The organism is Carnobacterium maltaromaticum DSM 20342, assembly GCF_000744945.1.
In the GTDB taxonomy this organism is placed as follows: Bacteria; Bacillota; Bacilli; order Lactobacillales; family Carnobacteriaceae; genus Carnobacterium; species Carnobacterium maltaromaticum.
Window position 1 is genome coordinate 2,308,097 of record NZ_JQMX01000001.1, and the last position, 17,008, is coordinate 2,325,104.

The following is a 17,008-nucleotide window of genomic DNA, read 5'->3' on the forward strand; positions in this document are numbered from 1 at the left end:
CGTTAACAACTAATTAAATTAGCTTATTGCTATGTGCTATTTTTTAGAGTGAATAATTTTTTCTAGATTAAGCTAATCTATAAATAATTGTTGAGGCTGGAATCTAGCTATTCCAGCCCCAATAATTATATTGACTCATTACTAAATTAAATCATACGTTAAAGTGTATTCTTCTGGCATACCATCTTCCCAAGTTCCAGTTAAGTTTATACTAGTATCTTCTTGATAGTTATAGCCTTCTATCACAGGAACCTCAATAGTATAAGCCTCTCCTACTGTGACTACTTGCGTTACTGTCTTAAGTAGATCGCCAGATGCATCTACAATTTTAATTTTAACTTCTTTTTTCATGTCTGTCGTAGGAGCAAAATGATAAACTACGTTGATTATCTTACTCTCGTCACCAAATAGTTCTGTATTAAAGCTTTCAATATCTGAAACTAACTCATAGTCTTCTATGAATTCAGGTAAATAATTTGGTTGCCAGATATTTTCCCCAACAAATCCAGAAACTGAAAGTGATGGTGTTATTTCAGATGCATTTTCAGGATCAGAATCATTTACATAACGAATCGTTGCACCTGAAGATGATGGAGCAGCTTTTCTAACTTCAGCACGGCCTGACGTTGTGAGTCCCATTGCAACTGTACAAGTTATCACTTGTTTATAAGCTTGATATTTCAAACTAGTTTGATCTGGTTTTGAAGATATAATACGATACCCTAAAGTAGGTGTTACTACCTCAACAGGTACTTGAGTACCAATAATTCCTCCAGGAATAATTTTTTGCCCAAGAACTTTAATGGCTTTACCATATTTATCTACATATTTCACCGTTATATTAGCTCCTAATATCGGTTCTTTAGCATACTCATAAATTACATCTTTAAAACCTTCTTGGAACGTACCCGATTGATCAGTTGGAGTAACATACCCTTTAATTTCTTTTGCTGTTGTTGAATAACCATCTCCAACTACCCCCGTTAACTTAATTGAAGGAGCTAGCACTTTTCCTGTGTTTACTTCAAGGTACTTAACAGTTATAGTTCCTGTTTGTACTGGAATTTTTTTATAGTAAAATGTAACCTGTTGATTTTCATTTGAATAGGTACCATTTTTGTTACCAACAACTCGATCAAAAGAGTAACCATCTTGTTCACTTGGTTCTAATTGGTAACTATCCCCATATTTTTTATTTGCAATAACCTCACTAGAAAATACATACCCATCAGTACCAAGGTGTTTTACAATTAGCGGTTTCGCTGGTTTCCCATCATAGTTAACTGTAATAACTTGTTCTTCTGGACTAAATGTAGCCACTAAATTTTGATTTGGCATTAAATTATAATTTGAAAATAGTCCAGTTGTTGGCGGATTAATTGTCGCGGCGTTGCCAACATTTCCTTTCAACACTTCTGTTTTCAACTCTTTGTTACTTTGATTCACATACTTGACTATTATATTTCCACCTTTTTGACCCGTATATTTAAAAATAACGGTTTGTGGTTTCATACTATATGTTCCATTTTGTGGTGCACCAGTGGGACCTACGCCAGTAAAATCATAATTGGCAATCTCTTTTTGTTCTGTCGTATACGGACTACCAAATCGACCATCACCATTAGCTTTGGTTGCTTCCGAAAGTACTTCTCCTGCTTGATTTACATATGTTGCAGTAACTTTCCCTTTATCCTCTCCAACTAATTCACCTGTATAAGTCACGGTAATTAATTGTGGTTCATTAGAAACTAAACCTTTTTTATTTTCAGGTAATCTGTTAATAGTATAATGATCAAAGTTTTTTACTAAGGCTCCGTCATTATCCCTCTCAATATCGTACTTATCTCCATAACTTCCTATAATAAATTCTGTTCCTAACAAAGCCCCAACTTGATTACGATACTCAATTGTAATTTTGCCATTTTCACCTACAGATTTTCCTTTGTATTTATAAACAACCATTTGGGGTGCTTCTTTATAAACGCCTGTTTGTTTCGCACCACTAGAATCAATTTCTTTAAATTCATAATTAGGAATCTCTTTTTGTTCGGTTGTATATGGACTACCAAAAAGACCACTTCCTGTCGCATCTTCCGCAGTTGAAATTTCTAGGCCTTCTTGATTAATATATTTAGCTTTAACTTTTCCTTGCGCATTACCGACTTGCTTGCCTGTATACGTTACAATAACCGTTTGTGGCTGGTTATTAATTGTCCCTTTAGCATTTGTTGGCAAAGTATCTCTTGTATAATAATCAAATTCTTTTAAATGATTGAGAGAAACATCATAGATATCTCCATATCTTCCTGTTATAAAAGCTTGATCTAGTAACTTGCCTTCTTGATTACGGTACTCCACAGTAATTTTACCAGTTTCGCCAACTTCCTTGCCTTGATATTTATAAATAACAGTTTGCGGGCTTTCTGTATAAAATCCAGTTGCACCAGAGTTACTAGAATCAACTTCCTTAAATTCATAATTAGGAATCTTTTTTTGCTCGGTTGTATATGAGCCACCAAAAAGGCCACTTCCATTAGCCTGTATTGCATCGGCTATTTCATCCCCATTTTGATTTATATATTTAACTGTAACTTTCCCGCTACTATTTCCAAATGGTTCACCTGTATAGGTAATAATCACCTTTTGTGGCTGATCCGTAATGGTTCCTTTAGAGTTGTTTGGCAAAGGATCTCTTGTGTAATATCTAAATTCTTTTAATAATTTTTCAGAAACATCATAGGAATCACCATATCTTCCTATAATAAAATCTTCACCTAATAGCTTACCTTCTTGATTTTGATATTCTACCGTAATTTTACCTTTTTCTCCAAGATTTTTGCCTTGATAGATAAAGGTAACTGTTTGAATACTATCTGTATAAAAACCATTTTTTGTGGCTCCTTCAGCATCTATTCCAACAAATTCATAATGCTCTATGTCTTTTTGTTCTGTTGTATAAGGGCTACCAAAAAGGCCATTTCCAGATGCTGTAACCGCATCTGCAATCTCCTTCCCATTTTGATTTACGTATCTTGCAGTCACTTTTCCATTGGTTTCACCAACATACTGACCGACATATTTAATAACAACTTCTTGAGGTTTATTAGAAATGGTTCCTATGCTATTTTCTGGTTGATTCTCTACTGTGTAATTAGGAAAATCAAGAACTTCCGCCTCGTAAGATTCACCGTATCGCCCGGTTATCTTAGTCTCTTTTAATAACTTTCCTTCTTGATTGAGATACTTAACAGTCACTGGCTGACTTTTTGGCTCAGTTAAATCGACGGTTTTAGCATCTGAATAATAACCATTAGAATCAATCGCATAAACACTAATTTGTTTTGGATATCCACCAGTCAATTCTGATTCAGGAATAACCGTACTCCAACTAAGAGCTGAACCTAAAGGACTATTCGCTACATTTTTAAATTCTTTAGGACTTTCGCGATCAACTTGATAGTACATCTTCATATCTGTAACTGAAGGATCTTTTGATAAAACAGTCCCTCTTAAATCATAATCTCCACCCAAATATTCAAAACTTTCTCTCGCAACAGTTACTTCAGGAGCATCAACATTTTCTGGTGTCACTCCTACAATATACCCGATTTCTCTAGAACTATCTTTAGGAAAATCTTTAGGAGACCACTTCATAAATATTCCAGAATCTCCATTACTAAAGGCAATATCACCCGCTGGTTTATTTAAAGAAGCTTGACCAAGGTTTGTTGGGGTACTAAAGACAGCTGGAACAATTTGTCTATTATATTGATCTGCCGCCCAACCTTCTGGTCCGATTGGCATATGAAAATTATAAGACAATTTAGAATCATTCTGAGCAATATAAAGACCATTATTTGACCCTAAATATTTTACAGGTACAGCATCATTGCCATCCAACATCGTGTCATAGCTTCTAGCAATCCAGACATTTTTTAAGTCCTTACCAGAAATATTTTTAATAGTATCTGAAACGATAATATTATTTCCTCTTGGCGTTAAGGTTGAAGTGATTTCAAACTGATTTCCAGCATAATTAGCAGTATAAGTTGCCGTAATAGCTGAATTAATGCCACCTCCAGTAATTGAGCGGATAGTAATATTAGTCGGATCTACATAACTATTTGCCCCGTTAAATCCTATCGAAATCGTTCCTTTATTACTTCCGTTTTGATATAGGTGTTCCACTCGTCTCCCTTTAGTTAAAAAATTCACATTAGCTACTTGCACACGATTCGGCTCAATCTCTACATTTCCTGGCTTCTTTCCAAAATAATAGGAAAGTTGTAAATCTTCTCCAACATCAATCACTCCCTCCGTTGCAATTGGTGCAGCCGATGCTGTTGGTGCCAGTAAAGCTAAATAAAAAAGAATACCGATCAACAAAAAGTTCATTGAAATATTACTTTTTTTTGTATTCATTGGCTTAGTTCCTCCCTTTAAATATAATTTTAACTAGTGAACAAAATAAATTTTGTCCACTAGTTAGATTAAAAAACTTGATTAATTTGCTGAAAACGTAATATATTGACTATCTACCCATTGGCTTCCACCTAGGTTATAGAAAGTTTTTCCGTTTACAGTTGCACGTTTGTACGTTAGCCATTTTGTCCCATGCTTTAATTGTTTACCTGTCCATGACGCTGATGAACTGGCTGGTGAAGAATACACATTGACACTATATCCCTCTACATAATTAATGGTTGCAACACCACTGACATTTTCTTCATTCGCTTCATTAATTGGTGTTAACGAAACATATTGGGCATCGACCCATTGATTTGTTCCAACTCGATACCAAACTGAACCATCTTTCATCGTCGCTTTTTGATCAATTTTCCAAGCTGTTCCATGTGCTAAGACACGATCTGATCCATTGCTTTGTGGTTCACCCCAAACACGAATTCCATAGCCAGGTACATAATTCACGTAACCAACACTTACAAATTTTTCAATAGTTGGTTTTTCAGTGGCTTTGCCTTCAACTGTAATAATACGAGTTAACTCTGTTGAAAGACCTTTAGGATTGGTCGCAATGTAACGTAAGCGATAGACGCCTGGCGTTGCAGTATCAATTGCTCCGTCAACTTTCCAAACAACATTCTGTCCTTCTACTGTCGCAACCTTATTTTCATAAACTTTAATATTCTTAGCTAAATCAAAACTGGTTCCAACTGGAATTGTTAGATTTTGACCTTGTGTAAAACGAATTACAGGTGCCGTTGCTGCTTTAACTATAACCGGAACTGTTATTACAGACGTAATGTTAGAACCCGCTTTTTTATAGGTTACTTTTACTTTATAGGTTGCTGTTTTACTTAAATCAAAGACTACCGGTGCTTCTATAACTGAATTTTCAGCAGTTAATGCATTATAATCACTCGTGGCTGATACATTCACATTCATATCAGATACTTTTATGTTATCAAGTACAACACGTTTAATGGATGCTTCTAATGAATGAACGCTATCCCCTTCTATAGGAGTTAAAAAATGAGATGTGTTTGTAATTGTTGAACCTGAATCATACTTACCGCCTCTAATTTCAAAAGAGGGTTGGGCATCTCCAATACTAATTTCTAAAGTACGTTCAACATTCGCTTTAACTAGCAAGTCACCAACATAAATATCAAATTTTTCAACATAGCTTCCTTCGTTAATAAACTTTCCAGTTCCGGCATCAATCAGACCTGCCTCAATTAAATATCCTGGTTTAGCATCAGACATAAGTTCTGTATTCGTTCCCGCAATTTTAATTGTGTAATCAGTGATTTCTAGACCCTCGGGATCTTTCACTTTTAAATCTCCTCTGACATTATAAACTTCCGTTACCTTTTTAACCAAATCAGGATTTATAGCAGAATAATGTTTTACATTTAGCGTTACAGGTTGACTAATTGAAGGAGCTGTTGAACCTAGACTAAATAGTTTGAATTCAATGATCAAACGCTCAGAAGATTTAATTTCTTCTGCAGTAATAGCTGTTTTACCATTAATTACTAATTGACCTCGACTAATTTGATTAGTTAATGATTGAAGAGTAAAGCTAGAATCGTCTACTTTTAAAATCGCCTTAAATAGTGCAGCTAAAGCTACATTTTTAGGCCCAGCTGGATAACCTGAGATAATCGCTTCGTTACTTTCTTGATTTACAATATCAGCTAAAACACTTGCATGGCCATTTAAGTCATCGATACTAATTGAAGCTTCGCGCTTTAATTTATCGTCCAGTAAACTAGCCATTCCGCTATTTTGGCGTGTTGTTGCACTTAACTCATCTGCATGGACAGTCTCCACCGCAGCAATCGTTGAAGCTACAGGTAATAATCCCAAGATTAATACTGCATTTAATGTAACATATTTTAATTTATTCATTTTATTTTACAATCTCCTTTGTGGATATATAGTTAGCTAAAAATGTTTTAATCTTTTTGGAAAGAAATATATTTAGTTGAAACCCATTGGTCTCCGCCTAAATTATAAAAACCATCCTTTTCACCATAAACACGCCATTTAGTTCCATGTTTTAATTGATTTCCTGTCCAATTTTCTCCAGATGCTTCTGCTCCGCGATAAACATTGACACTGTAGCCTTGAACATAATTAATCGTTCCAACACCTTTTAATTCTTTCATACCTGGTGAAGATACTGGAGTAAATTTAATATATGAGCCATCTACCCATTGATCTTTACCGACACGATACCAAATCGAACCATCCTTGAATGTAGCTTTTTGATCAATTTTCCAAGCCGTGCCATGAGGTAAATACTGATTGCTTCCGTTGCCATCTGGTGTACTCCAAACTCGAATTCCATACCCTGCTACATACTTAACATAGCCAACTGTTTCTAAACTTGTAATAGTTGGTTTGTTATTTGGTGAACCATTAGGATCCACTACATTAATCGTACGAATAAGGGTTGTTTTTAAATTATATTTATTAACGACAGAATACGTTAATTCATACGTACCAACTTTTGATGTATTCACACTACCACTAATTGAAACACGGTTTGTTAAAAGATTAGCCGCACTATCTTGATACGCTTTAAAATCATATAAATTAAAAGGTGTTCCAACATTGATTGTCATATCTTGGTTTGTGTTGAACTCAATAATCGGATAATTGGGCTGTTTAATCAATAATTCTAGTGTTACTGTCATAGTTTTCCCAAATTCGGTTACGTAGGTAAATGGAACTAGTGCCATGCTGTTTTCTTTTGAAAAATCAATATTTGAAGAATCTACACTTAAACGTAATTTATCTTGTGGTCTGGTATCAAACTCTACAACACCCTCTTCTGCCCATATGCGGAATAGTTCTAGAAAACGAGTTTTAAGATCCTCATCTAACTGAGCTCGATTTATTAACTTTGAATCAAAATTAAAATAATCAGGATTATTTTGGATTAGCATCTCAGATAAACGTTTTCCATCTGCACTAATATCCATGCTCCCAAGTTTTGCATTCAAAATAGTTGACCCTGATTTAAACGAGCTATTTCCATTCAGTTCTTGAAATTCAAACTCTGATTCATCATAATGATCTGGGATAACATTAACTGTGACAGAAATCGTTCTTTTTTCACGCAATTCAGTCTCACTATTCATTAATGTTACTGTAACTAATTGAGTGTATGAACCAGCTTTAAGATAGACACCCTCATCATCAATAAATCCTTCTCCTTTTATTCCTTCTTTAGATGGCATAGTTTTTTTATTTGTAGAACCCTCTAAAATTGACCAAGAATCATCTGCATTTGTTAGTTCAATAAACTCACTTGTCTGATTAACAAAATCTATATACCCATCTTCTTCACCTACGAATCTAGTTAAAGAAATGCCTTCTTTAAGTGCAATTTCAGGAGCATCTGTGTTTAGTGTAATATCTGCCTCTGCAGTTTTCCCATCCGTTCCAAATACTTTAACTGTCAATGTTAATACAGAACTTGATAAGTCATCCAACGTTACATCAGACTTACCATTTACAAGGAACTGGGCTTCTGAATTTTCACCGGCTGCCCCTAAAATTTCTTTCAATTTTTTCTCTTTTGCTATTACTTTTGTAAAAATTTTTGTGAAGAATACATTAGTCTCTTCACCTGTATAGATTGTATTTTTTGCACCACTATTTACTAGCTCCATTAAACCCTGTTTTAGATTCTTATCTACCACTGGCGTATCGGCTGGGTCTACACGGTTGTTCCAACCATCTACTCTAACAGATGCTTTCAAAGCATTTCTTAAAATTACGTCATAACTTGAATCTGCATAAACAACTGCCGAACTTACTCCTAAAATTGGTGTTACAACTGGCGAGATAGCTAGTAAAACAGCGGCACTCATTCCAATAAATTTCATTTTTTTATTCATTTTTTTTCCTCCTAAAATTTATATTAACAGGTCAACCTGTTAATCACTCTTTGACTGAATATGAATTTTTGGCAAGCTCTTTGTATTCAGTATTCATAAAAATCACATTCAAATCAGCGGTTCCATCAAGTATATAAGCTACCGCTACATCAACAGTCGTATCTTTTTTTAATCCTTGATTTGCTTGCTTAATTAGCTGCCCATTATTGTCCTCTCTATTCTTATAAGGAAGAGCACCAATCGGCAAAGGATCTTCATTATTTTGTGTGACCTTTACATACCTAAACCAAAATTCATTTGGGATAATCTCTTGCTTGGTTTTATTTGTTACTTTAAAATAAATAACCGCCAATTTTGTATTGTTTACACCAGCAATCGTCGAAACTTTTGATAGTGAATAATTGATAGCACCTATAGTTACATTTTCTCCCGAAGTTATAATACTTCCTTCTTCAAGCAAGTACGGTGTATCAATTATTATTCCCTCTGACTCTTTATCCTGGCTTCTCTCCTCTTTAACCGCACACGCACTTAAAAAGAACAATAAACCCATTATTACAAAGAAAACATAGTTTTTTTTTATAATTGAAATCCTCCCCCTAGTTCTTATAGACTAAATTGAATCACCACTTTCCAGTTACATAATTAAGAATGAAAAAGAGTCTAAGTAAAAATAGATTCCAACCAAGCTATTTAATCAATGCCACACAATAACATACTCAGAATATCAAAGTGTTCCCTTGATTAGAATTCCAACTTTTTCCGAACAATCGGAAAACTTACAGTTTTTATTTTATGTAGCTAAGCTAATCTTTTTAAATAAATAACAAAAAAAAGCCTGGCAATCAAGAAATGAAAACTTGAATGCCGAGCCTTTTTGAGTTTAAAAAATTATTTTTAGCCACTTAATACCTACTTAAATTTTGATATATTTTGTACCCATCTCTCCTTCAAAACAAGATAGTTCCTGTAATTTTTTCTGAATATTTTTCCAATCATGTTCATTCGGAACTGAATTAATGCTAATAACCGGTATATCAAAAAAATCTCCATAAAAATAAGACATTGTGGCTATCACCATGGCATATTTATTTTGATTAAATTTTAAATTTTCAGAGGCAATTATTGAAGCAGAAATATATTTACCAAAACGGTAATCAATTAATTTCCGGATAAATTCAGCATGTTCAGTACCCTGATCACTAATAATTCCAATTGAAATTGGAACTACAGATTTTGTTAACTCCATTGTTAAATTCGTCCAATGAATAATCAACTCATATAAAACTTCATTAAAAAAAGAGGGATTCTCTTTTTCTATCGTTGAAAAACTAGCAGCTTTAATTTCTTTTTTTAATATCTTACTAAAAAGTGGATATTCTTGCTCAATATGCTGCGAAAAACCAATTTTTTTATTATGCAAAATATAATTTTTACCAAATAAAAAATTCCGAGCATTATATATTTTCAACACTAATAACTCTTTATTTTGTAATTCAATGCCTAACTTTATTGATAAACTCTCTAAAAATTGGTCAATTATAGCAAAATCTTCTTCAACTTTAGGATTATGTAATTTTTCTGGAAATATGTTCGTGGACAAAATGTAATCATCATGGAAAAAGACATAAAACAGTTGGATTAGCATGTTTTTTGTTAGTTCAATACCCATTAATTGTCTAAAGGATTGAACTAAATTTGTATGACTCAAAATTTCATGAATAATTTCTTCGTTTTCCTTTGAAATCTTACCAATTTTACGAACATGACCATTTTTTAAACGAGTCAAAGCAGTCATTGCGCTAAATAAAAGTTTCTTTTTGTTTGAAAATCCTGAATCATCTTGATAATACTTAAGAAAAAAATCTAGAATGGTATTTATTAATCCTAGTTCTTTGTCCTCGAATGGGGAGCTATCTAGTAAATATTTTTCTAAAAAATAATGCACATAAAAATTTTGAATTTTTAATTCATCTCCAACCATTTGATAGGGCGATGTTCGAATTTCAATTCCAAATTGAGAGAAAAATGCCGAACATTTTTTAACAATTCGATTTAAAGAAGATGGGCTAATAAAAAGACTTTCGACCATTTCTCCCTTTTTTAGGCTTTCATTAAAAAAAACTAATTCTAAGAAATTAAACTCGTAGCTATTCCCCAAAGTAACTGAATAAACAAAATCCAAATTATAATTTTCTGGATATAAAATTCGAATCCCCCTTTTCACTGAAGTTGTAATTTGGAACGGGGCGTATATGTTATTTATTATGTTAATATTACTCCGCAATATTTTTTCAGAGCAGTCTAATTTTTCCGCGATTGTTCCTAATGTAATCCAATCGTCTTGAAAAAAAAGGACTTCAATAAAAGAAATCTGTCTAGAGTCAATTGAATTTAAAATTGATTGCATATATGCACTCCTTTCGAATAAAAATTAATTTATGAGGAAATTAATGGCATTAATAAATGATACGTGTAATTTACTTAAATAGCAATTAAAAAAAAAAAATTCTCTTATTTTAAACGTGAATTATTTGTGAATAAATCATTTGTTTTTATGACTTTTCCGCGCATTCGACCAAACTAAATTAGCTTTTACATTACAGCATATGTTAAAATATTAAATTTTTTAAATGTACGTTTAGCAGTGTTCTACTCACTCATTTCAAAAAAAGAGCTTTTCCACATGAACGGAATTTTTTGAAACAACCTCTTCTTTTTTTTATGTTAGGCTAATTCTATATTTAAATTTGCTTAAGGTTATCTAAATCAGATTTTTAATATATTTAATTATCCTTCTGTAAGTTATCTATACTCAAAAAAAGACCCTGTGTATAAAAAAGAGGTGAGAAAAAATGAATTTTAAAACGATTGATGTATTAGGAATACCTTTTACATGCACGAACCAATCAAATTTTATCTTTCAGTTAGAAAAAGATTTGTTCGAAAATAAATCAACTTTTGTCGTTACTGCTAATCCAGAAATAGTCATGTATGCTAAAGCCTCCCCAAATTTTAACTCGTTGTTACATAGTGCAGATTATATTACTGCTGATGGAATTGGAATTGTTAAAGCCGCTCAATTTTTAGGAACTCCTTTGCCAGGAAGGATTACTGGATATGACTTACTTTGCAGTTTGCTAGAAGTTGCTAGTCAAAAAAATTATTCAATCTATTTCTTAGGTGCAAAAGAAGAAACGTTAAATCTTGCACTTAAAAATATAACTAACTCCTATCCAAACTTAACTATAGCTGGGTCACATCACGGATATTTTGAAATATCTGATCCGACTATTATCGAAAACATTAAAAAGACACAACCTGATTTTATATTCGTTGCTTTAGGATTTCCAAGACAGGAGCAATGGATTGCCTCAGCACAAAAAGTTATTGGTGGGGGTATATTTATCGGAGTTGGAGGTAGCTTTGATGTTCTTGCTGGAACGGTTAAAAGAGCTCCACTATTTTGGCAGAATTTACATCTTGAATGGTTGTACCGATTAATAAAGCAACCAACGCGTTTGAAGCGAATGATAGCCTTACCAAAATTTGTTTACCATATTTTCAAAGATTAGAAAAATTTGATTACAAAGGAGAATTTATTTGAAAATTTTACACGTCAACGCTGGTAATGAAACGGGCGGTGGCAAATCTCATATTGTTAGTCTACTTTCTCAATTTAATCCTGAAGAAGTTGATTTACTTGTCTTTGAGGAGGGACCTGTTGCTGAGCATGCTCGTAAATACAATATCAACGTATACGTAATTGAAAATAAATCCAACTTACTCTTCACCATAAAATCAATTGAAAAACATATAAATAAAAAGAACTATGATGTGATTCACACACATGGTCCTCGAGCTAATTTTTTTATTGGCTTAACAAAGAAAAAGTCTCATCTTATTTGGACTACGACAATTCATAGTGACCCGTTACTAGATTTTGAAAATAGAGGCATTAAAGGAGCCATTTTTAAAAAGTTAAACATCTGGAGCTATTCCAAGATTGATTGCTTTTTATTAATTACTGAGTCTTTTAAAACTCAACTTACTCAAATGAACGTACCCGAAAATAAAATAATAACTATTTATAATGCGATTGACTATTCTGATAAAAATGAACTAACACCATTACCTAAGCAGCTTAATTCAAATTTTATTTTGCTTATTGTAGCGCGACTTCAACCCGTCAAAAATCATGCTTTATTGTTACAAGCTCTTTCTGAACTCGAATTAAATAATGTAACGCTTCTGATTGCCGGAGATGGCCCGTTAGAAGACAACTTAAAATCCATTTCACAAGACCTTAATTTGACTGATTCAATCGAATTTTTAGGTCACCAAGAAGATGTTGACACTCTTTATCAATTAGCAGATGTATGCTTATTAACTTCTTATAGTGAAGGTTTTCCTACTGTTTTATTAGAAGCTGCTAAGTTTAAATGCCCAGCAATTGCTACTAATGTAGGAGCGACAAAACAAATCATTCCGCATTCTGATTTTGGTTGGGTTATTGATAACAATAAGGATTCCCTCAAAATCGCGTTGACAGAAGCTTATATCGCTTGGAAAGAGAATCGGCTAGCTCATAAAGGAGAGTTATTTCACAAGTATGCTAAGACTAATTTTTCTATGCCAAAATTAGCCAAAGATATCAAAGCCATTTATTGTCAGTTACTACAGACTAAAAAATAATTTTAGAAAAGGAATATATAGCATTCTTTTTTATCAATTGCTATATAAGGTATTTTATGAATAAAATATTAATCACTGGTGGTGCTGGTTTTATTGGCTCTCATTTAGTAGATCAGTTAATTGAAACTCATCAGATATGGGTTATTGATAATTTATCTATGGGTGTAATGGCCAATTTACCTAACCATAAAAATTTAACATTTATCTACGGAGATATTTGTGACAAAGCCTTACTATCAAAATTACTTTGTTCTCATAAATTTGACTACATTTTTCACTTAGCTGCAATTGCGAATGTACAGGATTCCGTCATGGAACCCATTAAAACGCATCAAGTTAATTTTGAAGCAACCCTTACTTTGTTAGACTTAATAAAAAAAGAACAACCTACTTTAAAAAGGCTAGTCTTTGCTTCATCTGCTGCTGTCTATGGCGATTTAGAAGAACTTCCAAAAAAAGAAAGTTCTTCTGTTTTGCCTAAAACGCCTTATGCGATAGATAAATATGCTGCCGAAAGATTTGTGCTAAGTTACTTTTCTTTATACAATGTCCCGACTTCTGCTGTTCGTTTTTTTAATGTCTATGGTCCCAGACAAAACCCGACTTCTACCTATTCAGGGGTTATTTCAATCATTACAAATAAACTTAAAAATAATAAAGAAAAAAAAGAGACCTTCACTGTTTATGGAACTGGGCAACAAACTAGAGATTTTATTTATGTAAAAGATGTTGTTCAATCACTCATTCTAGTCAGTAAATCCGAAAAGAGTCTTGGTGAAGTTTATAATATTGGATCTGGAGAGCAAATTTCTTTAAATAGACTCATTAAAACCTATACTAGTTTGACAGGACTGTCCCTTAATTTAACATTTAAAACAAAACGGGAGGAGATATTCAGGATTCCTATGCCTCAATAACTAAACTTAAATCTTTAGGATTTAAACAAACTATTGATTTAAAAACCGGGTTAAACGAATACTGGCAAGCTACTTTCCAGAAATAATAAGTCGTGTCTGGATTTTTAAAATACTACCTAATCACGGTATTCAAGAAAGGATTTTTTTTTGAAAACAATCAATGCTAAATCTACGAACCATGTTTTCATAAATATTCTACACTTATTTTTTGGAACCATTGTCACTAAATTCATCGGGGCCATCGCCACTATCTTATACGCAAATTATACTGATGTAAAAGATTATGGTGTATTATCAATTGCTCTATCTTTTTCAGCGATATTAACCTTTCTAACTGATTCTGGGATCAGTCATACCGCGATACGGGAAGGAACTAAGAAAAATTCTGATATTGGGAAAATAATGTACTCTTATGTGACCGTAAGAGTCATTTTATTCTTTTTAGTTTCCTTATTTTCAACCATTTTCATTTATTTTGTCTATCGAAATGATTTACAAATGCAACAAGCTATCTTGCTCCTAGTCATTCCCTCATTGGTGGGGTCATTATTACAAGGGGTCGGTGGAACTTTTTTTCAGATCATTGAAAAAATGAACTATGTTTCTTACATCAATATTATTCTTGGCGTCGGAAATTCTCTTGCTCTTTTTTTAGGTATTTTATTTCAGCTTTCAATTGGAACTATTTGTTTAGTTTATGGGTTATCCAGTGTTCTTGCTGGAATTTATGGACTGGCTATCTCAGTCCGAGCAATCTCTTTTAAAAAAGAATTTGATCGAAAAATACTTTACCAGTTACTATCCTTTACAACGAACAGTGCGATTATTATCTTGACGCCACAGCTAGGACCAATTATTTTAGCTAAAGTTTTATCTGTAACAGATGTTGCTTACTATTCTGCAGCTTTTAAAATACCAGCCATGCTTTATCAGTTTCCAGCATTAATTGCGACAGCTTTCTATCCAAAATTATTTTCCTTAGGTAACGATAAAAATAGCAGTGAGCATCGAAAAACAAGCAGCTTAGAGCTTCAATTAATGACTATTTTAGGGGTAGGATTAGCCTTGCCTTTTATTTTAAATCCTGAGTATTGGATTTTAACTTTATTAGGTCAAAAATACTTGCCTTCTGTAAATGTACTTTTAATTTTATCTTTTTTAGTTTTCATCCAAGCAATAAAGTACCCTTTAGCTGATTTTTTAACTACTTATGGACTACAATGGCAACGTACGTTAATTATGCTGATTGGGCTCGCTATTTCAATCATAGGCTATATCGTTTTAGGACAACGCTTCGGAATTGTTGGTGGCGCATTAGCCCCAGTGTTTGCAGAGGTTATTATGATTATAGGCTGTGCATTATTCATTACGAATGGATTGTCTTTTTTATTCAAAAACATAGCTTTAATTTTATTAAGTGGCATTCTAACCAGTTTTTTCTTTATCGCATTTTTAACACAAATGAATTATTTATTCGCTATCGTTATTGTTGAATTTATTTTTATTTTTCTAACTATATTATCTAACAAAAACGTTCAAAAAATAATCAATCTAGCGATTACTAAACTGAAAATGTCTTTCCGTTGAAGTTTATTCACTACTACTATTTTATATAATTGGAGGAACAACATGCTAGATATAGCTACTCAAAAAACAAGTCGTTATTCTTTATTTTTAACACTCTTTATTCTTTTTCAACCTCTATTAGATTTATTGACTACCTTTAGCCTTCTAGTTTTAAAATCATCCATTACTCCGGGGATTTTAATTCGCTTTTTAGTTGCCTTAACTAGTGTCATCTATTTAATTTTGATGAAAAAAAATGAGAAAAACCGATTATTTTTAATTTATTTACTTTCCTTAGGTGTTATTTTAAGTCTTAACTTACTCACTACCTATCTGTTTAAGGATCTTTATATTCTTTCAGAAGAAGTAAAATCAGTTGCCAAAATTTCTTATTATGTCATTATGCTACTAGCCTACATTACGGCTTTTAAGGAGCTCCAGCTAGCTAATAAATTAAACAACTATTTTCCTAAAGTAATTATTTATGCGACTATTTTAGTTAACTTAGTAATGATAATCGCTAAGTTAACCTCTACCAGTGTATCTTCTTATATGTATATGAAAGCTGGGCAAAGTGGCTGGTTTTACGCTGGAAATGAACTAGGATCCTTATTAGCTATCGCATTTCCGGTTGTTCTTTGGTATACACTAAAAAAAAGTAGCCAACTAAAAAAACTTTATTTTTGGATACCGACGCTCTTAACTGTCTATTCTTTATTAATTATTGGAACTAAAGTAGGGTATGGCGCAATAATTCTAACCTTGCCGATTGCTTTTCTAACCATCTTTATCGAAATTTATTTCAATAAGCAGTACAATTTAAAGATGTATATTCTTAACGCAAGTATCACTTTAGCTCTATTCATAGGTGTGCTTATTATTACTCCAATGATTTCAGTTAGCACAAATACTACCATTCATCTCGACTATTTAGCTGAGCAAAAAACAATTACTGAGGTTGATTCTAGCTCTGAAAATACACAAGAAGCAGCTGTTGAGGCAGAAGTCCCCTCATCACCCGATATTCCTGCTGATAAAGACACCGAACTAAATGAATTAATCTACAGCGGTCGAACCGTTTATCTAGCTCAATATAAAACATTCTTTAAAGAAGCTAATTTATCACAAAAAGCTTTTGGAATGGGTTATGGTGGGAATTATAAAGATCAGCCTAAAACAATTGAAATGGATTTTTATGATATTTTTTATCAATTTGGCTTTATTGGGGCTTTTGTCCTTCTGTTACCTCTACTTTATTATGGTTTCAACTTAATAAAAGTAATGTGGGCTAATAAAAAAATGATTCTGCAATTAAAATATATACTCATCTTAGCTAGTTTGGCTATAGCATTAGGCATTGCCTATATAGCTGGTCACATCTTAACAGCGCCAGCAGTCAGTATCTATTTTGTTTCTATTTTAGCTTATCTAATTGTTGAACTTAATTTAGATTGA

The 17,008-nt window shown here is 32.8% G+C and carries 9 protein-coding genes and 1 pseudogene; 5 read left to right on the plus strand and 5 right to left on the minus strand.

Features of this window, described 5'->3' with window-relative positions; genetic code table 11:
* Positions 1 to 141 precede the first annotated feature (141 nt).
* The 5 genes from BR77_RS10725 to BR77_RS10745 all read right to left on the minus strand — a co-directional run bounded on the left by BR77_RS10725 (position 142) and on the right by BR77_RS10745 (position 10,785).
* Positions 142 to 4,422, minus strand: coding sequence for a MucBP domain-containing protein (locus tag BR77_RS10725; RefSeq protein WP_035064915.1), 4,281 nt, complete (start codon positions 4,420 to 4,422; stop codon positions 142 to 144).
* An 81-nt stretch (positions 4,423 to 4,503) separates the two neighbouring features.
* Positions 4,504 to 6,375 carry an immunoglobulin-like domain-containing protein gene (locus BR77_RS10730; RefSeq protein ID WP_035064918.1) on the minus strand — a complete coding sequence of 624 codons (1,872 nt, stop codon included), beginning with the start codon at positions 6,373 to 6,375 and terminating at the stop codon, positions 4,504 to 4,506.
* 47 nt (positions 6,376 to 6,422) lie between these two features.
* Entirely contained in the window at positions 6,423 to 8,375 is a 1,953-nt protein-coding gene (locus BR77_RS10735) for a DUF5011 domain-containing protein (RefSeq protein ID WP_035064921.1), read from the minus strand.
* Positions 8,376 to 8,418: 43 nt separating this feature from the next.
* Positions 8,419 to 8,928 carry a DUF5067 domain-containing protein gene (locus BR77_RS10740; protein WP_051926710.1) on the minus strand — a complete coding sequence of 170 codons (510 nt, stop codon included), beginning with the start codon at positions 8,926 to 8,928 and terminating at the stop codon, positions 8,419 to 8,421.
* A gap of 363 nt (positions 8,929 to 9,291) precedes the next feature.
* A complete protein-coding gene (locus tag BR77_RS10745; RefSeq protein WP_035064927.1) occupies positions 9,292 to 10,785 on the minus strand; it encodes an AcpB/EbpR/MafR family transcriptional regulator in 1,494 nt (497 codons plus the stop codon).
* A 445-nt stretch (positions 10,786 to 11,230) separates the two neighbouring features.
* Between BR77_RS10745 and BR77_RS10750 the strand changes: the two genes are divergently transcribed.
* From BR77_RS10750 to BR77_RS10770, 5 genes and pseudogenes are all read left to right on the plus strand, one after another.
* Entirely contained in the window at positions 11,231 to 11,950 is a 720-nt protein-coding gene (locus tag BR77_RS10750; protein ID WP_035064930.1) for a WecB/TagA/CpsF family glycosyltransferase, read from the plus strand.
* Between the two features lie 28 nt (positions 11,951 to 11,978).
* Positions 11,979 to 13,070 carry a glycosyltransferase family 4 protein gene (locus tag BR77_RS10755; RefSeq protein ID WP_035064933.1) on the plus strand — a complete coding sequence of 364 codons (1,092 nt, stop codon included), beginning with the start codon at positions 11,979 to 11,981 and terminating at the stop codon, positions 13,068 to 13,070.
* Positions 13,071 to 13,126: 56 nt separating this feature from the next.
* Positions 13,127 to 14,073, plus strand: a pseudogene (locus BR77_RS10760) (GDP-mannose 4,6-dehydratase).
* A 61-nt stretch (positions 14,074 to 14,134) separates the two neighbouring features.
* On the plus strand, positions 14,135 to 15,574 hold the full coding sequence (locus BR77_RS10765) for an oligosaccharide flippase family protein (RefSeq protein WP_010052361.1): 1,440 nt from the start codon (positions 14,135 to 14,137) through the stop codon (positions 15,572 to 15,574).
* A 42-nt stretch (positions 15,575 to 15,616) separates the two neighbouring features.
* Entirely contained in the window at positions 15,617 to 17,008 is a 1,392-nt protein-coding gene (locus BR77_RS10770) for an O-antigen ligase family protein (RefSeq protein WP_035064936.1), read from the plus strand.

Bases quoted from the DNA above. Each gene is read 5' to 3' on its own strand.
- BR77_RS10725 (WP_035064915.1), bottom strand. From the start codon at position 4,422: ATGAATACAAAAAAAAGTAATATTTCAATGAACTTTTTGTTGATCGGT.
- BR77_RS10730 (WP_035064918.1), bottom strand. From the start codon at position 6,375: ATGAATAAATTAAAATATGTTACATTAAATGCAGTATTAATCTTGGGA.
- BR77_RS10735 (WP_035064921.1), bottom strand. From the start codon at position 8,375: ATGAATAAAAAAATGAAATTTATTGGAATGAGTGCCGCTGTTTTACTA.
- BR77_RS10740 (WP_051926710.1), bottom strand. From the start codon at position 8,928: ATGGGTTTATTGTTCTTTTTAAGTGCGTGTGCGGTTAAAGAGGAGAGA.
- BR77_RS10745 (WP_035064927.1), bottom strand. From the start codon at position 10,785: ATGCAATCAATTTTAAATTCAATTGACTCTAGACAGATTTCTTTTATT.
- BR77_RS10750 (WP_035064930.1), top strand. From the start codon at position 11,231: ATGAATTTTAAAACGATTGATGTATTAGGAATACCTTTTACATGCACG.
- BR77_RS10770 (WP_035064936.1), top strand. From the start codon at position 15,617: ATGCTAGATATAGCTACTCAAAAAACAAGTCGTTATTCTTTATTTTTA.